This window comes from Aeoliella straminimaris, from assembly GCF_024054565.1.
Taxonomy (GTDB): domain Bacteria; phylum Planctomycetota; class Planctomycetia; order Pirellulales; family Lacipirellulaceae; genus Aeoliella; species Aeoliella straminimaris.
Genome location: NZ_JAMXLR010000065.1, coordinates 75,697 through 96,106 on the forward strand (window position 1 = coordinate 75,697; position 20,410 = coordinate 96,106).

At 60.8% G+C, this 20,410-nt stretch carries 19 protein-coding genes; 9 read left to right on the top strand and 10 right to left on the bottom strand.

Going from position 1 to position 20,410, the window contains the following annotated elements:
* Positions 1-80: 80 nt before the first annotated feature.
* Positions 81-374, top strand: coding sequence for a hypothetical protein (locus NG895_RS19555; protein WP_252854212.1), 294 nt, complete (start codon positions 81-83; stop codon positions 372-374).
* Positions 375-1,256: 882 nt separating this feature from the next.
* Here the strand turns inward: NG895_RS19555 and NG895_RS19560 are convergent.
* The 3 genes from NG895_RS19560 to tdh form a co-directional block, all read right to left on the bottom strand.
* Positions 1,257-1,796 (bottom strand): hypothetical protein, encoded by a 540-nt coding sequence (locus NG895_RS19560; RefSeq protein ID WP_252854213.1) that lies wholly within the window; start codon positions 1,794-1,796, stop codon positions 1,257-1,259.
* 239 nt (positions 1,797-2,035) lie between these two features.
* On the bottom strand, positions 2,036-3,217 hold the full coding sequence (kbl, locus tag NG895_RS19565; RefSeq protein WP_252854214.1) for a glycine C-acetyltransferase: 1,182 nt from the start codon (positions 3,215-3,217) through the stop codon (positions 2,036-2,038).
* A 249-nt stretch (positions 3,218-3,466) separates the two neighbouring features.
* On the bottom strand, positions 3,467-4,495 hold the full coding sequence (tdh, locus tag NG895_RS19570) for an L-threonine 3-dehydrogenase (RefSeq protein WP_252854215.1): 1,029 nt from the start codon (positions 4,493-4,495) through the stop codon (positions 3,467-3,469).
* Positions 4,496-5,278: 783 nt separating this feature from the next.
* On the opposite strand from tdh, the gene NG895_RS19575 reads away from it, so the two are divergent.
* The 6 genes from NG895_RS19575 (at position 5,279) to ribD (ending at position 12,379) form a co-directional block, all read left to right on the top strand.
* The gene (locus NG895_RS19575; RefSeq protein ID WP_252854216.1) at positions 5,279-6,316 is read left to right on the top strand and encodes a DUF1559 family PulG-like putative transporter; all 1,038 of its coding nucleotides are present in this window, start codon (positions 5,279-5,281) and stop codon (positions 6,314-6,316) included.
* Entirely contained in the window at positions 6,313-7,365 is a 1,053-nt protein-coding gene (locus NG895_RS19580; protein WP_252854217.1) for a DUF1559 family PulG-like putative transporter, read from the top strand. The genes NG895_RS19575 and NG895_RS19580 overlap by 4 nt, the downstream gene beginning before the upstream one ends.
* Positions 7,365-8,414 carry a DUF1559 family PulG-like putative transporter gene (locus NG895_RS19585; RefSeq protein ID WP_252854218.1) on the top strand — a complete coding sequence of 350 codons (1,050 nt, stop codon included), beginning with the start codon at positions 7,365-7,367 and terminating at the stop codon, positions 8,412-8,414. The genes NG895_RS19580 and NG895_RS19585 overlap by 1 nt, the downstream gene beginning before the upstream one ends.
* A 155-nt stretch (positions 8,415-8,569) precedes the next feature.
* Positions 8,570-10,720, top strand: a complete 2,151-nt coding sequence (locus NG895_RS19590; protein WP_252854219.1) for a tetratricopeptide repeat protein — start codon at positions 8,570-8,572, stop codon at positions 10,718-10,720.
* 1 nt (position 10,721) lies between these two features.
* Positions 10,722-11,261 carry a hypothetical protein gene (locus NG895_RS19595; protein ID WP_252854220.1) on the top strand — a complete coding sequence of 180 codons (540 nt, stop codon included), beginning with the start codon at positions 10,722-10,724 and terminating at the stop codon, positions 11,259-11,261.
* Positions 11,258-12,379 (top strand): bifunctional diaminohydroxyphosphoribosylaminopyrimidine deaminase/5-amino-6-(5-phosphoribosylamino)uracil reductase RibD, encoded by a 1,122-nt coding sequence (gene ribD, locus NG895_RS19600; protein WP_261361565.1) that lies wholly within the window; start codon positions 11,258-11,260, stop codon positions 12,377-12,379. The genes NG895_RS19595 and ribD overlap by 4 nt, the downstream gene beginning before the upstream one ends.
* Here ribD and NG895_RS19605 read toward each other — a convergent pair.
* The 3 genes from NG895_RS19605 to NG895_RS19615 all read right to left on the bottom strand — a co-directional run bounded on the left by NG895_RS19605 (position 12,363) and on the right by NG895_RS19615 (position 14,551).
* Positions 12,363-13,151 carry a hypothetical protein gene (locus tag NG895_RS19605; protein WP_252854222.1) on the bottom strand — a complete coding sequence of 263 codons (789 nt, stop codon included), beginning with the start codon at positions 13,149-13,151 and terminating at the stop codon, positions 12,363-12,365. The two genes, ribD and NG895_RS19605, sit on opposite strands and share 17 nt — an antisense overlap.
* 59 nt (positions 13,152-13,210) lie before the next feature.
* Positions 13,211-13,561 carry a DUF2200 domain-containing protein gene (locus NG895_RS19610; RefSeq protein ID WP_252854223.1) on the bottom strand — a complete coding sequence of 117 codons (351 nt, stop codon included), beginning with the start codon at positions 13,559-13,561 and terminating at the stop codon, positions 13,211-13,213.
* Positions 13,562-13,681: 120 nt separating this feature from the next.
* On the bottom strand, positions 13,682-14,551 hold the full coding sequence (locus NG895_RS19615) for a TolB-like translocation protein (protein WP_252854224.1): 870 nt from the start codon (positions 14,549-14,551) through the stop codon (positions 13,682-13,684).
* 430 nt (positions 14,552-14,981) lie between these two features.
* On the opposite strand from NG895_RS19615, the gene NG895_RS19620 reads away from it, so the two are divergent.
* The gene (locus NG895_RS19620) at positions 14,982-15,776 is read left to right on the top strand and encodes a ZIP family metal transporter (RefSeq protein ID WP_252854225.1); all 795 of its coding nucleotides are present in this window, start codon (positions 14,982-14,984) and stop codon (positions 15,774-15,776) included.
* A 255-nt stretch (positions 15,777-16,031) separates the two neighbouring features.
* Here the strand turns inward: NG895_RS19620 and NG895_RS19625 are convergent, their stop codons facing one another.
* Positions 16,032-17,051 carry a hypothetical protein gene (locus NG895_RS19625; RefSeq protein ID WP_252854226.1) on the bottom strand — a complete coding sequence of 340 codons (1,020 nt, stop codon included), beginning with the start codon at positions 17,049-17,051 and terminating at the stop codon, positions 16,032-16,034.
* A gap of 720 nt (positions 17,052-17,771) precedes the next feature.
* Between NG895_RS19625 and NG895_RS19630 the strand changes: the two genes are divergently transcribed.
* Entirely contained in the window at positions 17,772-18,821 is a 1,050-nt protein-coding gene (locus tag NG895_RS19630) for a hypothetical protein (RefSeq protein ID WP_252854227.1), read from the top strand.
* Between the two features lie 48 nt (positions 18,822-18,869).
* On the opposite strand, the gene NG895_RS19635 is transcribed toward NG895_RS19630, so the two are convergent.
* The 3 genes from NG895_RS19635 to NG895_RS19645 form a co-directional block, all read right to left on the bottom strand.
* On the bottom strand, positions 18,870-19,328 hold the full coding sequence (locus NG895_RS19635; protein WP_252854228.1) for a hypothetical protein: 459 nt from the start codon (positions 19,326-19,328) through the stop codon (positions 18,870-18,872).
* A gap of 122 nt (positions 19,329-19,450) precedes the next feature.
* The gene (locus NG895_RS19640) at positions 19,451-19,771 is read right to left on the bottom strand and encodes a hypothetical protein (protein ID WP_252854229.1); all 321 of its coding nucleotides are present in this window, start codon (positions 19,769-19,771) and stop codon (positions 19,451-19,453) included.
* A gap of 3 nt (positions 19,772-19,774) precedes the next feature.
* A complete protein-coding gene (locus tag NG895_RS19645; protein ID WP_252854230.1) occupies positions 19,775-20,326 on the bottom strand; it encodes a DUF1697 domain-containing protein in 552 nt (183 codons plus the stop codon).
* Between the last annotated feature and the right edge of the window lie 84 nt (positions 20,327-20,410).

Consider the following 20,410-nt stretch of genomic DNA (forward strand, 5'->3'; position numbering starts at 1 on the left):
GTCGCGCGAATCGGTGCCACGGACTTTTCAGTTTTCTATTCACAGAGACATCTAGTCACACAGAAAAAAGGCACACCGTTATGAACACTCCACGTCGCATTCGTACCGTTGTAGTTGAGGTTCCCGTCGACAACGATTGGCTGAGCGCCGATCGCCTGGCAGCCGGGTCGACCGCCCGTAGCTCGCGCATCAAGCCCAGCAACCTCCTGCCCTGGTCCGACCCCTACATCGCCAGCCTGGTGCACAAGCTGCAGGACGAAGTCCGCGAAGAAGTTCACGCTGAAGCCGAAATGCCGTGGAACGAACCGTTCGAATACGAATCGGAAGAGATGCCCGGTTTTTCGATCGACACCGACGTGCTCTTGAATCGATGAAGCCGAGGGGATTCACCACGGAGGACACAGAGAGCGCAGAGAGGAATTCTCCTCCATGGTAACGGCGACGCTGTTGCGTTGGGGAAACGATTTGGAGATCTTCTTACTTCTTTGCTTTCACACGGTAGAAGTGGCCAAATAGATCGAAGGTCGTAAACGCAGCCAGCGGTGGGAGTCCGGTCACACCATGCGTTCGTAGTATCGTCGTCAGCATCGAGTCGTTGGAGCGCGCGTCTGGTCCGAAGGGGAAGACGGTTCCGCATAGCAGAGCCAGAAGCAGTCCGATGCAAAAAGCTGTGCCGCGGCGCGTGACCCAGTAGTGGTAGTGAAAGCGACTTGCTACCACTAGCACTGCGATCGCCCCTATGGTAACCGGCGCGATTAAACCGACATGTACCCCAAAAATCGCGAGCGGCCCCATGTTCGTGGTTGGCAAGAAATTGTTACACCACCACATGAAGGAAAGATAGTACGCGGTGATTCCAACCACGGTGCGCGGCATCACGCCACCGGAGATCGCTCCCTTGTCCGGCAATGGAGGCCGAGCTCTGACTGGCGAAACATGCTTCGGATGTGGTTCTCGTTTTAACGAATCGCGCTCAGATCGTGGAGGTTCAAACGGATTTTGCATCGAACTGCTGCGTCTACGACTGCCTGACCGGACTACCGTAGTGCAGTACGGCCGGAACTCCGATTGAGTTCGCTGGAGGTCGCCACACCGGAGAGCTGGATCCGCGCGCTCGATTTTCAGGAACTGACCACATAGTCGGCTGAGAACGCGGAGAGATCTGGGAACGCTAATCGACGCTAATGCCGGATGAGTGCTGAATCGTGTTCCGCAAAGCGTTTGGAGAAGCTCTATCCAGAGTGTTGCCACTACCCTTAACTCGCGTCCTGCATGGCTTCGCTGATCGCGCGATCGACCTCGCCAATGAAACGCGGCATCGTGTCGTAGTACGCGCTGTTGGAGTGAAACCCACCCGCGGCGATGGCTCGGTCCTGAATGATTTGGCCAACTACCGAGAAGTGAATTTGCGGTTCGAGGTCCTTGCCCCCAAGGTCTTCGGCCGGAGAGTCGGAGGGGTAGATGGATTCAGCGGGCACATCAAGAAACTTGGCCAGCGCGTGCCGGACTTCGATGGCCAGGTCGCGATCCACGTTGTCCAGCGCCGCGGCGAAACGGTCGTCGCTCATCGGCTGGCGGCCTTCCAGTCGCCTACGTACTCGGTCGAGTGCCGCGCGCTGCTTTCGCATGTCCGAGATGCACAACAGCGCTGCAGCCACGAACACCAGTGCCCCCATGGCTCCGGCTGTGGCGAATCGCTGTCCGATTGGCATTGCCGGCGCTAGGAACGTGCCAACGTAACCCAGGAAGAATCCAACCAGCGCAAGCGGTCCAGTGCAGCCGAGGAATGCCCACATGAGCAGATTGTCTCCAGTGGCAGACGAGATTTGAGCCGCGGGCGCGATTGCGGTCTCGGTCAAGCTCCGGCTAATTGAAAATCTTCTCCTCGACCGCTGATAGGTTGATTCATGAACCCGGGGCGGCGCTCGGCTCGTACCTCACCTCGCTTGCCCCGGGCTACCATATTTCGCTCCTTCGGAGCTGTACCGACGCTTCGCGTCTCCGCGATCTCCGAGTCCTCTGTGGTTATTAACTCTTAACCCACCGCTGCCTTCGCCTCTTTAAACTTCTCCACCGCACCGCGAAGGTCGTCTTCGCTGTGGGCGGCCGAGACCTGCACACGGATTCGCGCTTTGCCCATTGGCACGACGGGGTAGTAGAAGCCGATCACGTAGATGCCAAGCTCCAGCAGCTTGTCGGCCATTGCGGTGGCCAGATTGGCGTCGCCCAGCATGATGGGGACGATGGGGTGTTCGCCCGGCAGGATGTCGAACCCGGCGGCGGTCATTTCGCTGCGGAACAACTGCGTATTGTTCATCAGCTTGTCGCGGAGCTCGGTCGAACGGCCGGCGATTTCCAGCGCCTTGAGCGAACCACCTACAATCGGCGGGGCGATGGTGTTACTGAACAGGTAGGGCCGCGACCGCTGCCGCAGCAGATCGATGATCTCCTTCTTACCGCTGGTGTAACCGCCGCTCGCGCCGCCGAGGGCCTTGCCGAAGGTGCCGGTCGTGATGTCGATGCGTCCCACGACGCCACAGTGCTCGTGCGTGCCACGGCCGGTCTTGCCCCAGAATCCCGTGGCGTGGCAGTCGTCGAAGTGCACCAGGGCATTGTGCTCGTCGGCAAGCTGGCAGATCTGGTCGAGCTTCGCCACGCTGCCATCCATGCTGAACACCCCGTCGGTGGTAATCAGCTTGGTCCGCGCGCCAGCGGCGTCGGCCTCCAGCAGCTTGTCCTTGAGGTCGTCCATGTTGCAGGTCTTGTAGCGGTACCGCTTGGCCTTGCACAGCCGCACGCCATCGATAATCGAGGCATGGTTCAGCTCGTCGCTGATCACCGCGTCTTCGTCGGTGAGCAGCGTCTCGAACAAACCGCCGTTGGCGTCGAAGCAACTTGAGTAGAGAATCGTGTCGTCGGTGCCGAGAAAGTCGCTCACTGCCGTTTCCAGTTCCTTGTGGCACGACTGCGTGCCGCAGATGAACCGCACGCTCGACAGTCCGTAGCCCCAGCGGTCGAGCGCCTCGTGAGCGGCCTGGATGATCTCCGGATTGTCGGCCAACCCCAGGTAGTTGTTGGCGCACATGTTCAAGACCTCGCCACCCGCCACGTCGATGTGCGCCCGCTGCGGCGACTCGATCAGTCGTTCGTTCTTGTACAGCCCGGCTTCGCGAATCTCGTCTACTACGCCAGCGATACGGGTGAGGTCTTGGTTCATGGTCGAATACTGCTCCTATGAAAAACGACTCGTCATCGTGCAACGGGTCAGGATAACCGGACAGGCGGGGTCTAATGGATTTCAGAGCACGGCGCGCCGCTCGGTTGGTTGGGGAACACTAATGTGCGCTAATCTTCATTGATTTCAAATGGAGTATCAGCGCATATGAGCATCGATTCGCGTTCCCCTCGTCTCCGCGTTCTCTGTGCCCTCTGTGGTTCTTCTGCAGCGCGGCTTGGCGGCACTTGGCTAGACGGTCCAGTCCAGGATGATCTTGCCCGAGTTGCCTGAGCGCATGGTGTCGAAACCTTGTTGGAACTCGGTGTACGGCATGCGGTGGGTGATCACGGGGGTGATGTCCAGGCCGCTTTGGATCATGACGGTCATTTTATACCAGGTTTCGTACATCTCGCGGCCGTAGATGCCCTTGATGGTGAGCATATTAAACACCACCTCGTTCCAGTCGATGGCCATCTCGCCTTCGGGGATGCCAAGCATGGCGATCTTCCCGCCGTGGCACATGTTGGAGATCATGTCGCGGAACGCGCTGGGATTGCCTGACATCTCCAGTCCGACGTCGAATCCCTCGGTCATGCCGAGTTCTTGTTGCACGTCGGTCAGCTTGGTCGAACGCACATCCACGGCGCGAGTCACCCCCACTCGCTCGGCAAGATCCAATCGATACGGATTCACGTCGGTGATTACCACGTTCCGCGCGCCGGCGTGACGCACCACGGCGGCGGCCATGATGCCGATAGGGCCCGCCCCAGTGATCAGCACGTCCTCGCCCAACACGGGGAACGACAGGGCCGTGTGCACGGCGTTGCCCAACGGGTCGAATATGGAGGCCACGTCCGGATCGACGCCCGGGGCGTGGTGCCACACGTTGGTCATCGGCAGCGACAGGTACTCGGCAAATGCGCCGGGACGATTCACGCCCACGCCCTTAGTGGCTTTGCACAAATGCCGGCGTCCCGCCATGCAATTGCGGCACCGCCCACACACGACGTGGCCTTCGCCACTGACGATGTCGCCGACACGAAAGTCGTTTACGTTCGAGCCGATTTCAACGATCTCGCCGACGAACTCATGTCCCACGACCATCGGCACGGGGATGGTCTTCTGGGCCCAGGCATCCCAATTGTAGATGTGAACGTCGGTACCACAGATGCCGGTCTTGTGGACACGAATCAGGACGTCGTTGATACCAATGGTCGGTTCGGGAACATCGGCCAGCCACAGGCCGACATCGGACTGCTGTTTAACCAGAGCTTTCAAGGCAGGAACCCAAGGGGGGCGGGGGGAGGCGGGAAGTTAAGTCAAGTCGTGGGACTTACCACAACTCTTTAGTAGGCCCGCTTCAAGGGCTCGCGACAAGGCCCCACCCGCTTTAGTAGCAACAGAGCGCTCGAAAACGCGGAAAGGCGAAACACCACCTCCCCCGGAGTGGCCCGCTCCGCGGTGGCACAAAAAAAACACACCAGGGACCTTAGTCCAAATGGACGGCAGATCCCCGGTGTGTGTCAGGGGGCAAACTCTACAGCGAGCGAATTCGTCGCGCGCGAAGTGATCCTTAATGCAGGCTCAGTTTGGATGAGCGAAGCAGCGGTTTCTGGGTGCTGAACCCGTTCGCCTGCATGATCCAGCATAGTCACGCGATCCGAATTCACCAATGTGGTAACCCACTACGATGCCGTATACAAGAGTAAGTGAACGTCTCCAATGGGCCAAACAAAACGCGATAATTCCAAAAATCTCGCGATAAATCGATCTCAAGGCAGTTTGCGGGCCTCATCACTCCTCCAAACCGGGCAAAACATGCGGCTAGCCGAGCGCTGCGTCCCGTGATGCGTGTCCGCCATCAATTTTCCATCTGGCAGTAAAATGCCAATAGTTTTCGGGGGCATGCCCCCACGATGGGGGATGCAGTCCTCGCCACCGTGAATCGATTCGCCGACTTGCTACGACATAACAGTGGAACGTCGTCCGCTCGCCAATACGCCAAGCACCGCGAGTGACGGCCCCAGGTCCCGAACTACCGACTTCTAACTTCCCCGTCGAATGAACTTCCGCCTCACCTCGCTATTGTATTTGTTCGCCCTGGTGGCGGCATCGCTGGCCGCGTTCGGACCGGTGGGCGTCTTGGCGGTGGTGGGGGTGCTGTTGTTTTGGGCCGGATGGCTTTACTTTCCGCGATTAACCCATCCAACGTGGTTGCTGTGGTCTGTCGTGATGGGGGTACCGGCCTTGCTAATGCTTCCGGCAATGCAGTTGCCTCGCGAAGCAGGAACTCGAAACAGTTGCCTGAACAACATCAAGCAACTCCTGCTGGCTATACAAAACTACGACGACACTCATGGCCAACTCCCGCCGGTCTACGGCAAGATTGACCGGCAAAAGGCTCCGCAAAGTTGGCGAGTGCATCTACTGCCCTTTATGGAAGGCTCGATGGTAGCTCGCGATTACAACTTTGACGAGCCGTGGGATGGCCCGATGAACAAGAAGCAGCTGGGCAATCTTTCCATCGATACCCATGAGTGTATCGAGCACGCCAGCCCGGGCGAAACCAACTACTTCGCCATTTCCGGCCCCCAGACGGCGTGGGGCGATGGCGATATTCGCACGTTTGATGACGTGACCGACGGGCTTTCCAACACCATCATGCTGATCGAAGCTTCCGGGCGAGGAGTTCATTGGTCGGAGCCCAAGGACCTGACCTTCGACGAAGCCGTGGAACTGCTTACCTCGCCGCTGCCGACTGACGATAGCGATGGCCATCAGATCGACCATAGTTACTTCTTTAAACCGACTTACGTCCGCCTCGTCGCACTGTGCGACGGTAGTGCGAGAGCGCTTTCAGTGCCGATTCCACGCCAGGCAGCGGTGGCGCTGCTCACGGCCGATGGCGGCGAGGAAATCGACCCGCAGTGGCTGGAGTATCGCCCCGTGCCGCAACTGGACTACGGCCGCTTGTGGACCCTTTTGTTGTTCTCCCTCCTGGCGGTCCTGCCGGCCGTGGCGGCCTTTCGCCCCTGGATGTGGCCAACGATCACTTCCCAGCTACAACCTGAACCTGACGACTCGCCCCGCGAAGAATGACCTTCCGCATTTCCAATCTGCTCTACCTGTTCGCCCTGGTCGCGGCGTCGCTCGCGATATTTGGTGCGGGTGGGCTCCTTCTTGTCTGGGGTATATTGGTCTTCTGGGTCATAACGCTGGCCAAGCCGTCTTCGGGGTATGCGTCCATCGCTGTAGCAGGACTTATTCTGGGTGTGATAATCCTGCTGTTGATGCCCGCGGTTGAGATAGGCCGCAGCGGGGCTCGCCAGGCGCAGTGCATGAACAATCTGAAACAGCAAGCGTTGTCGATCATCAACTTCCACCAAAGCTTGCACCGGCTCCCCAATACGGCCGTGCAACTTGGCGACACTGATAGTATGCATAGCTGGCGAATGCGCATTGTGCCATTCGTCGAGAGCAACCATCTCTACGACAGCTATCACTTCGATGAAGCGTGGAACGGCCCGAAGAACCGGCAAGTCGTCGGCACCCTGCCCATCCCCTTCTACGAGTGTCCCTCACACTCTCATCCCACAAAGTCGAACTACTTTGCCGTCACCGGCGCGGAAACCGTGTGGGGCGATGGCGAGCGGCGCTCGTTCGACGACGTAAGTGACGAGCTGGCGAACACCATCCTGCTGATGGAAGCCGCCGGTCGCGGCATTCACTGGGCCGAGCCAAAGGACCTGACGTTTGACGAAGCCGTCGAGCTACTCACCACGCCGCTGCCGACTGGCGACCACGATGGGCATCGCGTCGAACACGGTTACTTCTATAAACCAAGCTACGTCCGCAACGTGGCGATGTGCGATGGATCCGTTCATTCGCTACGTGTGCCCATTCCCCGCGAGGCGGCCGTCGCCTTGCTCACCGCCAGCAGCGGCGAAAATATAGATCCCGAGTGGCTCGAGCGACAATCGAGTGCCGAGCTCGACTACGGCCGCGTGTGGGTGTTCTCACTGTTCGTTGTACTCGCCATCCTTCCCGGCGTGCCGAAGGTTCGGCCCTGGGTTTGGCCGCAGATCACTAACTCAACCACAAGGGCCGAGGCCTCGCCCCTCGGTCCTAGCTCCTCGTCCCCCGACTAATGACCTTCCGCCTTACCAATCTGCTCTATCTGTTCGCCCTGGTTGCGGCGTCGCTCTCGGCGTTTGGGGCGAGTGGCATCTGGGTGGCCGGCGGGGTGTTGGCGTTCTGGGTGTTGTTGTTTCACCTGCCGCGCCCTGGTTGTGTGACGCTGCTGGTAATTGGGATCGTCTTGCTGTCGTTGGTCTTGCTTGTTCTTCCTGCCGTGAACGAATCTCGACCGTACTGGCCTCACGCCGCTTGCCTGAACAACATCCGCGAGCTCACCACGGCCATTATCAACTACGATACGACCAAGGGGCATCTACCGGGAACTGGCACCTCTGCCGACGGTGGTCCACCGCATAGCTGGCGGGTAGACATCTTGCCGCAATTGGATCGCCAAGACGTGTTCGATCTGTACCACGTCGACGAAGCATGGAACAGTCGGAGGAACCAGCAACTGATGGGAACATCACCAATCTACTTCTACGATCTCTACCATTGCCCCGAGCACCACGCCCCCACCGAGACGGCCTACTTCGCCATCACCGGCCCGCGGACCGTCTGGGGCAATGGCTTCGACGACGTGACCGATGGACTGGGGAATACCATCCTGCTGATGGAAGCCTCCGGCCATGGAACTCATTGGGCCGAGCCGAAGGACCTGACGTTCGACGAAGCCGTGGAGCTGCTCACCACACCGCTGCCTGCCGACGATAGCGATGGCCATCGCATCGACCATGGCTACTTCTACAAACCGAGCTACGTCCGCAACGTCACCATGTGCGACGGAAGCGCCCACTCGCTGCAAGTTCCACTTCCCCGCGAGGCGGCCGTCGCGCTGCTCACCGCCAATGGTGGGGAGCAGATTGCCCCCGAGTGGCTCGACCGGCAATCGGAACCGCAGCTCGACTATGGCCGCGCGTGGGGATTCAGCCTGTTTGTGGTGCTGGCGGTGCTGCCGGGTGTGCCGCGACTGCGGCCCTGGATCTGGCCGGTCGCGGGGGGCAAGCGGCAACAGGACGGGGCGGTCGTGCAGGGGAGAGCCGAGCGCCGCGGCAACCAGTAATCACGCACGTCGATCGTCGACCGTGCGAGCGTTGGGGCCCCTGTTTTGCGCGGCGCAGCGGGTTTTTGCATGGGTGGCCTGCCGGCCGCCGGCTGCGTTACAATATGTGATTCTCGCAGCCTGGCTCGACAATCCTCAACCGACGGTATTCGCCGATGGATCCTTATACCCTGTGCCCCTGTGGCAGTGGCAAGAAGCTGAAGTTCTGTTGTTCCGACCTGATCGGCGAGATCGAAAAGATCCACCGCATGATCGAGGGCGACCAGCCCCGTGCGGCGCTGCGGCATGTGGAACAAACGCTGGCCAAGCGCCCCGGGCGGGCGTCGCTGCTCGACCTGAAGGCGATGCTGCAGATGTCGCTGGACGAGCACGACGAAGCAGAAGCCACCATCCAGGAGTTCCTGAAATGCGAACCCGATAGCCCTGCCGCGCACGCCCACCATGCGATGCTGTTGGCCGACAAGGGCGAAACGGTCGAGGCGGTCGACGCCTTGCAGGCGGCGCTGGAGCGGGTGGAGACCAACCTGCCGCAGCGGGTGCTCGAAGCAATCGGTGCGGTAGGGCATGCCTTGCTGATGAGCGGCGACGTGGTGGCCGCCCGCGCGCACCTGTGGCTGTACGAAGCCATTGCCGGTGGCAACGATCACCGCGCCCTGGAACTGCTGGTACGGATGAACCAGATGAGCGGTCTGCCACTGCTGCTGCGCGACCGCATGGCCCTGCGTGGCCTGCCTGCCGATCACCCGGTGGCGGCCGAGATAGAGGTGATCCGGCGGATGGCAGCCGCCGGCCGCTGGCGGGCCTCCGCGGCACAACTAGACGAGCTGCTGCCCGATCACTTGGACCAGCCACTGTTCTTCTACAACCGCGCGCTGTTGTCCGGCTACCTGGCCGACCGCAAGAACTTCGCCGCGGGCATGCGACTCTACGCCCGGCAGGATATTCCGGCGGACGACGCCGCCGAGGCCGAGGCCCTGGCTCAGTTGGTCGATCCGGAGCTCCGCGACGAGGCGGCCCACGCCGTGAAATTGGTGTTCGAGCTGAAGGACGAAGACGCGCTGGTGGAGCGAATCGCGGGCAGCAAGCTGATGCAGAATATGAACCTGTCGCCCGAGGAGCTCGAGGGGTTTGAGGGCCCCAAGCCCCGCGGCTACTATATGCTGCTGGACCGCGAGATACCCGAAGAAACCGAGAGCCTGACGCGCGACGACGTGCCGCACGTGCTGGGATTCGTCGCCCACTTTGGCCGGCAAACCGACCGCGCGGAGCGACTGGAACTGACGACCGACCGCGATGCAAAGTTTGAAAAGACCATCGAAACATTGCGCGCCGAGTTGGGCGATGCCGTCGGCGAACAGCAGGACGAAGTCGACCTGGGCGAAGCCCAGCACGGTGGCGACGCGGCCCTGAGCTGGCGGTGGCACCTGCCCCCTGCGACGTCGGCCCAGAAGCGCCGCGAGTTGCTGCGAGAAGAACGCCAGGTAGCCTTGCTGGAGCGTTGGCCCAACACGCCCCGCGCGGCGCTGGGTGGAAAAACGCCGCTCGAAGCGGTCGGTGTCGAAGAACTGCAGTTACCGCTACTGGCGGCCGTGCTACTGCTGGAGCAAGGCTCGAACAACGTCGGCTTCGGCGAGACGTTCGTCGAGCTCCGCAAGAAACTGGGCCTCGCGCAGCACGAGACGGTTCCCGCCGATCAGGTTGATGCGGACACGGTACCAGTGGTTCGTGTGAGTCGCATCGACCTTGCGGCTCTCTCGAGCGCCGAGTTGGCCATGCTGTACAAGCGATGCGTATTGGTGAACGCCACCGATGCCCTGGGGCACATCCTCCGAGAAGCCCTGAAGCGCGACGACTTCGACTCGTCGCTGCCCCGGCCGAAGCTGTACGAGCAGCTGTTCACCGTGGAGGAAGACTCCGAGAAAGCGGTGGCCGTGCTCGACGAGGCACGCACTTGGGCCAAGAGCGAAGGCGAGTCGTGCGGCCATTGGGACATGCTGGAACTGCAACTGCACATTGCTGAAAACAACTCGGAGGGCGCGAACCGCGTGCTCACGCATTTGCGCGACGAGCACATGGACGAACCGGAAATCGCCCAGCAGATCTATCAATTGTTGTACATGATCGGCGCGATTCCTCCCGATGCCGGCATGGGGGGCGGGGCGCCCGGTCCCGCGGGTATTCCGAGTGACATACCGGCCGGCGCCGCCGCGCAGATGCCGTCCGCCCCGCCAAATGAGTCAGCGATCTGGACACCCGGCGGCGAGACCGAATCGGCCGGCAAGAGCAAACTCTGGACACCCGACTGAAATGCCCTTCAACGATCCCGTCATCGCGGCCACGCTGTGGCTGTTGTCGCTCCTGTGGACATGGTGGATCGCACGCAGTATCCAGGGTCAGGCCAGCATCGACCGCGGCCAGGCCGTGATTCAGTACGGACCGCGGATTCGCGCCCTGGCGCTGCTCATCTGGACGGGCGCCGCGGCGCTGACGTTGTTGGCCTTGTTCGAACCGCTCTTTCCCTGGTGGGGGCGGCTGTGGCTGATCGTTTCTGCGGTGTTTGTCGCCACCGTGCTGCACGTGGAGTTTCACTGTTTCGCCGTGCGTTACGACCCGTTCGGCGTGCACTTCATCTCTCCCTGGCGCGCGGATCGGTTGGTGCCGTGGGACGATTTTTGCCGTGTCTACTACAGCGACTTGGACGACGCTTACGTGCTGCAGTCGAACTCCCACGGTAAGATGTCTCTGCACAAGTACCTTAGCGGTATAGATTCGCTGCTCGGCGAACTTGCCGAGCGGGGGATTCCCCTGGATCTCGACAACTCTCCCTCTTGTCCACGCCTGCAATGACTTCTCTCGATTCCCAATTCATGGCACGTGCACTCCAGCTGGCCCGACAGGGCGAGGGACACGTGGAACCCAATCCCATGGTCGGCGCCGTGGTGGTCGCCGATGGACAGATTGTCGGCGAAGGTTGGCACCAGAAGTTTGGCGGGCCGCACGCCGAGGTGAACGCCCTGGCGGCCGCCGGCCCGCGCGCACGCGGGGCGACGCTGTACGTCACGCTCGAACCGTGCTGCCACACCGGCAAAACTCCTCCCTGCAGCCAGGCCGTGATCGAGGCGGGCATCGCCCGCGTGGTGGCGGCCGTGGCCGATCCCTTTCCGCAGGTCGATGGCGGTGGCTTCTATCAACTGCGCAATGCAGGAGTGACATGCGAGATCGGCCTCATGCAACAAGAGGCCCGGCATCTGCTCGCTCCGTACCTGAAGCTCGTCACTACCGGCCGGCCCTGGGTGATTGCCAAATGGGCGATGACACTCGATGGCAAGATCGCCACACACACTGGTTCTAGCCAGTGGATTACCGGCACCAAAGCCCGCCAGCGGGTGCACCAGCTTCGCGGGCGGATGGATGCCATCATCGTTGGATCGAGGACCGCTCGAGTCGACAACCCACTGCTGACCGCCCGTCCGCCGGGAGTGCGCAGGGCAACGCGGATCGTGTTGGGGCACCTCGATCCGGAGAGCCAATTGGCCAACAGTGCCCACGATGCGCCCCTGATCGTCGTGCGTCCCCGGCACGTCGACCCCAGCGAGTACCACTGGCTCACTGCCACTGGTGGTGAACTGCTGTTGGTAGACGAGGGCGACCACATCACACAAATGGGGCAATTGCTCGACCAGTTGGGCGAGCGGCGGATGACCAACGTAATGTTCGAAGGGGGCGCTGTGGTACTCGGCGCGTTGTTCGATGCCCATGTCGTGGACGAGGTACATGCGTACGTCGCCCCCAAAATCACCGGCGGCTCCGGCGCCCCCAGCCCGGTGAGCGGCTTCGGCGCGTGCGACATGAACGACTCCATCCAACTGGAGGGCATCGAGCTCGAACAACTGGAGAACGACCTCTTCATCCACGGGCGGGTAAAGCACTCGAGCGGCACCGTTAGCACTACTCCACGCCCGTGAGTCCCTGCTCTTTGACGGTCCACTTACCCTCTGCCGATTTGAATAGCAGAGCTTCCCCGAATTCGTACCCAACGCGATACGACACCGCAGCCCGTTTTTTGTCGGAGCTGAAGAAAACGGCCTCTACATACGGGTGTGTTTCAAAGTGCCATCCGCTACCCCAATGCCCCCGGATCACGTCCAGCTGCGGACTCAGGTACTCCAACCGGTCGATGCGCTGCTGGCTGGTGTTATCTTCATGCAATAGGTGTTCGTATCCCTGTTCATCGTCCTGACAAATGAAACGGGCCAGTGTGTAGATGTACTTGTACTTGTAATAGAGGATCTTTTTTCCGGTCCCCGCCACCGCCGGCCGGAAATCTTCGACCTTCATTTTGCTGATACTGGGCAGATCGAATAGCCAATCGAGATCAGAGTAGATCCCCTGATCAAAGACCCGCTGGAGGTCGGAATCGACGATCGTAACGGCGATCTTGTCCTGTACGACCGCATACGCAGTGTCCTTGTAGAGTTGCTGGTCTGGCTGGTACAGCACCTGGAAGATGGCGTAGACGTCCTGTTCGAAGGCGGGCTTCTTGGCCAGCATCTCCGCCGACACCGGCTTGGACTCCGCGTGCCAGGCCTCGAGAAACTCGGTGAGTGGCTTGCTGCTGTGGGCCGCGTACCCCTCGTCCAGTTCCGCCTTCCAGTCCTTCGCGTCGGCGCGAAAGCTAAATGTGCTAAATGCACAGAGGAATACGACCATGCATGCTGCATACGATCTGTTCCACATCAGCCACCTCTCCGGGTTCGAGTTCAGACTCCATGGTTTACGCCGCCGGTCGCTGCCAGCTACCGCCGCAGAATCTTCTCCATCGCTTTGCCCTTGGCAAGCTCGTCGATCAATTTGTCCAGCCAGCGAATCTTCTGCATCAATGGATCCTCGACATCCTCGACCCGAATGCCGCACACCACGCCTTTTATCAACGCGCAGTTAGGGTTCATGGCCGGGGCCTGGTCGAAGAACGTTTCGACGTCGTGTTCCAGTTCAATTTGCTCCAGCAGCCCTGCCTGATCGTAGCCGGTCAGCCAGCCGATGATCTGATCGACTTCCTGCTTCGAGCGGCCTTTGCGTTCGGCTTTCTGTACGTACGCCGGATATACTTTGGCCAGCGGCATCGTGAAAATACGGTGCTTGGGCAATGTCATCCTCCTGTAGTTTGCAGCGTGCGGTCGGTGGGCATTTTCAACGGGCGCTAGTAAAGCGATCCGTCGTACGAACAGGGCCGCGCCGAAGAACATTCACTCATGTACTCCATCCAGTCAGGGTGCTGGCTGCGGCTTCCAACCGAGTGGATCGTCGAACAACCCGCGATCTGCCACCTGGCGAGCGTTCGCGCCATCCAAATCGGTCACCCACAGGCTGAACTTCGGTACCCCGGTGGGACCATCTGGCCACTCTTCGCGCAGAAAGTACAACCGATCGCCGCCATGGGTGAACGTGGGCTGATAACATCCACCGCAGTCGGGGGTCAGCACGCGCTGGGATTTCGCCGCAGCGTCGGCCAGCACAATCTTGGTGTCACCCGAGTACTTACCTTGGGTGTAAGCAAGCAACTGCTGGTCGGGAGATGGCACGGCCCTCGGAGGACCAACCAGCGGTTGCGGTGGTGACGCCCCATCCACAGCGATCGACATCCTGCCGCTGGAGGTCGAGTACACCACCTGCGTTCCATCGACGTTGAAATGCGGTGCGAAAGCAATGTCTTCATCCGCTGTAAGCTGCCGCAGGTTGGTTCCGTCTGCATCGACGACGCAAATCACACCACCCGGTTCCCAATTGGCAGCCAGACCACCCCAATTGTAGGTCTTGTCGCGGGCGAAGACGACCGACTTGCCATCTGGCGAGAACCGCGGCGATGTGTCGTTCGCATCGACATCGGTTAGCTGTGTTTTCTCGCTTCCGTCGAGCCGCATCGCAAAAAGATGATCGGCGCGGTCCCCCGGAATACCCGCGGCGTAGACAATCCACTGACCATCGGGCGAGAAGCTTGCCGCAGTCTCGTACTCAGGCGTATCGCCAATCCGCGACACTTTCTGGTCGGTCAGATTCAGCAGATACAAGTCGCGCCGCCCAGTTCCGACGGCATTGAACAGTATCGCGTCGTCGGTCGGCGAGACCGCGATGGTCACGTCCCCGTGACCTGGGGGCCGGTAGTGGTCGCGTGGCGTACCGATCGGACACCCAGCAAGGCAAAGAAACGAGGCACACAAAGTCAGTCGGAGTCCAGATTGCACGTTCTTTGCTCCACTTGTCTGAGATGGAATGCTGTCGCGTTCGCCCTGCTTGCCCGGGCCAATACAGGATACTGTCCGCGATCACGTGCCGTCCAGACAATGCACTAAAGCCAACGGTGACAAGAGAAATCGCGGGAAGATGATTCGCTGCCGGTTACGACCAACGATGGACAAGGGGACACTGTCCTGCCCCGCCCCCCCGCAGCCAGCATTGACACCCCTTTCGGGATGGCGCTAATAGCGTGCTACCATTGGGTGCATAGCGGGGCATCCGTAGACGCCAGAACTTCCGAATTGGCCCACAGAAGTAGCAGAGGGACGAGACATGCTGACCGGCATTCAATTCACCTATCTGGCGATCATTCTGCTGTGCACATTTGCGGGCGGTTACTTGCCATTGGCCAACCCGCAGCGGGTTCGCATGGGCGAAGGGTTTCCGCTGGGCGAGGCTTTCTCGTCGGGGGTATTTCTGGCGCTGTCGCTCACGATGATGCTGCCATCGGCATTCGTCGTCTTTCGCCAAGCGGTGCCCGACATGAATTATCCCTGGTCGTCGACCATTGCCATCGTGGCCTTCCTGGTGCTGTTGGCCATGGAGCACCTGAGTGGGCAGTTCGTCTCGCAAGAACAACACGCGGCCCACGGCGGAGCGCTACCGGCCACGATTCCCATCATCATGACGGCCATGCTCGCCGCGCCATCGTTCTTTCTGGGAGCGATGCTCGGCATGAGCGATCCCGAGGCAGCCGCACTCATCTTCATTGCCATCATCCTGCATAAGGGTACGGCCGCCTTTGCACTTGCATTGGCCATGGTCCGCAGCACACTCACCCGCCCGCAAACATTGCTGTTGTTCACCGCGTTCGCGATCAGCACGCCCCTTGGCATCGTGGCCGGAGGATTCGCCGAGCAGTACATTACCAGTTCGATACTGATCGTCAAGGCAATTGTCTTGTCGCTGGGCGCAGGCACATTCCTCTACCTGGGCACGCTGCACGAGATGAAGAAGGCTACGCTGATCGAGCATTGCTGTCGCCCGAGTTGCTACGTAGCCCTGGTTGCAGGACTCTCCATTACCGGGGTGGTCCGCTGGATCGTTGGCGAAGCCCACCAGCTGTGACCCAACTGGCCGCCGCTTGGCAGCTCAATTGACGCCAGCCAGTCATAAGAACATGGCGGTGGAACTCACTCGCCGATGCGATCCACGGGATGCGTGGCATGCTGCACTCTATCCGCCCCGGCGCGCGGTGCTAAGCGTCCGCTGGCTGTTGTTGAAGGCTGGGGGTCTTGATGGTTTTGGATCCGAAAATCGCATTCCGGATTGACACTCCAGAGCACCCGAAATCCCCGCAGAGGATTAGGGAACTAGCTGGAACTAGAACCAAAATCGCAGACCAACCATTGGGCCTTGGATCTCGACCTCGCCGATACGGCGATAATCGTAGCCGCCGTAGATTTCGCAGCGGTTCAGCATCACACCCGCGGTGCCGGAGAGGTGCAGGTGTTCGGCGTCGCCCAGCGTGCCGAGATCGATCTCGCCGGAAAGCACCACCGGGTCGCAGGGTGCGAAATCGGCCTTGAGCGTGAAGTTGATGCCGAAGTCGGTGTCGTAACGATCGCCAAACCAAGCGGCGCCCAGGCCCGCACGCAACAGGGTCTGATCGGTTTCGGCAAAGCGGTAGAGGACATCGAACTCGCCAACATGCACTTCGTCTTGACCGCCGCCGGGCAGGTCCTCGCTGTAGGAGTCCCAATCGAAGTCGATGCCGAGTCCGCCCTGCCCTTCAATCAAGAAGCTGAGCCCGGTGCGATCGATGGCGTCGAAGTCGCTACCGCCTTCGACCTGGATGCGCCCCGACCAGCCGTGGCCACAGCCCGGCGTGGTGGTGAGCATGAAGCCATCAGCCCCCAAGGCGTAAGGATACGGAGCAAACTGCCGGCAGAGCCGCTCGGTGCAGGTGGGACCCACCGATTCGACATACACCGGTACCTCCTCGACTATCGCGGGCTGCGTGACCACCACCGGTTCCTGGATCACGTAAGTCTCGACCACGGGGGGAGGCGCGCAGCTATGAAAGCTGAAGAACCCAGCCGGCCCGCAACTCGGCACAAAGCGGGGCGGGCAGGCGTAGTGCCCACCACCGCCATGGCCACGGTGGTTGTCGTCGTGCCGACGCACCTCACGGCGAGCCTGGCTCAGCCGGCCACGCGGGCGGTCGTCCTTGTTGGTCTTCTGAGGCTTGTCGTCCTCGTCGCGATCGCGGGTCGACGACTTGGAAGCCTTGGGTTTTGCTTCGCGCCGCACTTCGCCACGAGCGCGGGACAGGGTGCCAGCGGTAGCAGCGTGGGAGGTGAAGGTCAGGCAAACCAGGCACAACAGGGCGAGGGCACGCATGCTAGCAGATCCGTTGCTAAAGGAAGTTGGGCGAATGCCAACCACTTAAGGCAACGGGCATGCCAACTTGCCGGGACGAGCGCGCAACCCAAACTGCAGCAGCAACTTAGCAATGGAAGAGAAGATAAACGGCGCGGTGGGAGTTGTCGTCAAACCGAGGGCGCACACCCCCAAATTTACAACGATGTGCGGGGAGCTTTGGCGACCGCGCAGCAGAAACCGTCCAACAGCGGTGTTGCGTGGCGGCGAGCTAGCAGCGGGGGCAGATGGCCCGTCTCCGCTCGCGAAGGCATTCCTTCGCCCAAAGAGATTACTTCTTGCGGTGGCGAATCTTCGCACGCATACGTCGCTTTTTGCGACCCAACTTGCGACGACCTTTACCCGACTTCTTCGTACCCAATCTTGGACTCCCGTAATTTGGAGGTGAAATGAATGGTGAACCTTGGATTGTACACGCCTCGCATGGCGGACTGCAAGTGCGCACCGACCATGCCCCGAGTTGCCCGCGGTGCATTTTGCTCAGAAATTACCGATCCAACCGCGACAAGCATCGCTAACGAAAAAAATGGTATTGCTGGAAGTTGGACCGACAACACATAATTCTCGCACTCGACAGGCGTGCTATCCCGCAAAACCGTTGCCAACCCCGCCGGGGATTCCCACCGCACACCGCGCTCGCGTTTCTCGCAAGTTATACTCCGTCCAGGGAGGGATTGAGTGATGACCCAGAAGTGTTCCATATCGCACATTCTGCCGGCCTTGCTGCTGGTTGGTGTGCTCGTCTCGCCTAGTGCCGCACAGTCGGTACCTACCGTCACCGGTTCGCTGCACAATCTGGTAGGCGAATTGACCAGCCGCCAGTACTTCCTGCGGCACCCGCACAGCGATCCCCGGCCATACATCGAACCGTCGTTCGCTCTGGCCACGCTGCACCGCGCCAGTCGCCACATAGCCGGTGGCAACGTCGACGAAGCCGCCCGGCTGGCCAAGCAAGTGGATTGTGAGGTGGTCCGCTTTGTGGATGAAGAAACCCAGCAGGACTACGTTCTGCTGCGCGAAGATCTGAACACGCTGTCCGCGCCCCGCGGCTGGGGCTCTTACTTGTACAACCCTCAGGCGAAAGTGCCCGCGTTGGTCGAGGCCCCACACCCGCTGGACGACTCGAACAGCGCGAAGGTGGCCACCATGGTGTTTGCCGAGGGAGCCAAGGGTCTGCTGCTCGCTGGCGCGCAGCGGGACAAGGCTGATGTGCCCGACCTGGTCGACTCGGTGTTCCATCAGGTGCACGTTGCCTGGACCGAGGCGATGGGCCAGGTTGCCGTGTGGCAGATCCATGGTTTCGCCCTGGAGAAGCACCCATTCCCGCGTAACGCCAAGGCCATTCTGTCGACCGGCGGCGGCGACGTGGTCGACGAGATTGTCGAGCTGAACGATCGCTTCACCGATCGCGGCCTCGATAGCTACGCTTTCAACCGGCTCCAACCCTCCAACGACATCAACAAGTGGATCAACCAGGGTACGCCCGGCCTGAGGTTCTCGTCGCTGGCAGCGACCAAGAACGAGCAGGGCAAGCACTTGCGGAGCGTGGGTGGCACGTTCGTGCACGTGGAACTCGAACGCTCGGTCCGCGGCAATGCCGACCAACGCCGCGTGGCGGCCGAAGCCATCGCCGAAGCGATGAAGCAGTCGGCCGACAAGAAGCCAACCGGCGAAAGCGAGATGCCCACCGAACGCGTGAGCCAGCGGCCCCGGCGAGCTCCCCGGGCTTAGTTACTACTCGTGGTTTGACCCGGAGAAGATCGCCCGAGCGGATCGGGATCAATCGTCCCAGCGATCGCGCCAATCTTCCCACCGCTCTTCCTGTCGCTCGCGAAGTTCTTCGCGGCGGTCCTCGTACAGCTCCTCGCGGTGCTCCAACCAATCCTTGTAGTCCTCCCGCATGTCCTCGAGATCCTCGCGCCGGTCTTCATAGTCATCATAATGACGGTACACGCGCCCGCGTGGTGCGTAAGTGCCACGCGGGATGTAAGCCGATCCGGGCCCGTAGTAGGAGAAGCCTCGCGGCCGCGGCGCGTAGCCTCGGTAACCCGAGCGGTAAGGCGTACCGCCGTAGTAGAAGCCGACTCTTGGCGTACGAACCACCACCGCTGGTCCCCGAGGCCCCACATAGACCCGAGCGCGACCACGGCGACGGGCTTCGGCAGGCGATGCCAATGCCAAAGTCAGGCAAATGGCGACCAAAGCGGCCAGGGTTGTGGCAGTCGTAACGATTTTCATCAGCTTAGCTCCAGGGGTTGGTCGGATGTGAAGTCCGTACACCAACGTTTACGCACATGTCGTACCAACACGGCACGACGGCAGGAAACCGTAACAACACGAAATCGGACCAGACAAGGCAATCAGCGTCGCCAGGATGCGATACCCCAGCCGACCAGCGCACCGGCAGAACCCGTGACCGGCGCCACAAAGAAGATGAGCAGCAGGACGCCGAGCATGCCGTTGCCACAAACGGCCGTGCCCGGCGGTAGCGAGGCCACGTAGCTCTCGAAGCTGTACCACCCGCGAACTCCCAGTGCCAAAGGAGGCAACGCGCCCACGGCAAAGCCAATCAGCAGCCCGCACCATGGTCGTGGCCGCGAAGGTTTACCGCCCTGGTGCTGCGGCGGGTGGTAGGGATTCTGCGTCGCCATGGCAGCCTCGAGGTGGACGGTCTCGAGCACCGCTCAGATTTCCGAGAACAGTTCGAGAAGCTTGAATGTCGTGTTGGAATTGCGAATAGTCAGTTGCTTGTACAACTGGTGTCTGGACAACCGAGCGTAAGTCGACCGTGGCTGCCGCCGGTTGTCGACCGACCAGAGCAGCACACCGGGGCCGACCGTAACGGTCTCAATACCTGCGTCCGGCTCGGGCAGTTGTGCTAGCACCTTTTGGGGGGTGATGCCGCCCACGGGGAAGATCGCGTAATGCTTACACGCCGCGTCCTGGCCCCAAGCTGGCGGGGCCGCCGCCACGGCCGCTTGGTATTTGGCGTGCGACAGCACCACGGCCTGAGCCTGATAGTCGAACCGCTCGGACAGGGCTGCTTCCACCCGTTTGGTGAGCTCGCGGAGTGCCGAACTGTCCGAGCGAAACAGGATATTGCCGCTCTGAATATAGGTCCGCACTGCGGTGAACCCGATGGTTTCGAAGCACTGCCGCAACTCGTCCTTGGCGATCAAGTTCCTGCCGCCGACGTTAACACCACGTAAGAGGGCCAGATGGCGGGAATTGGGCATCTTGGGCTCTTCGTCAGAAATCGAGGGGAGAAACGGCCTCAATCTTGCTGAAAACGTTCCATTTTGTTCACCATCCGTTGACTT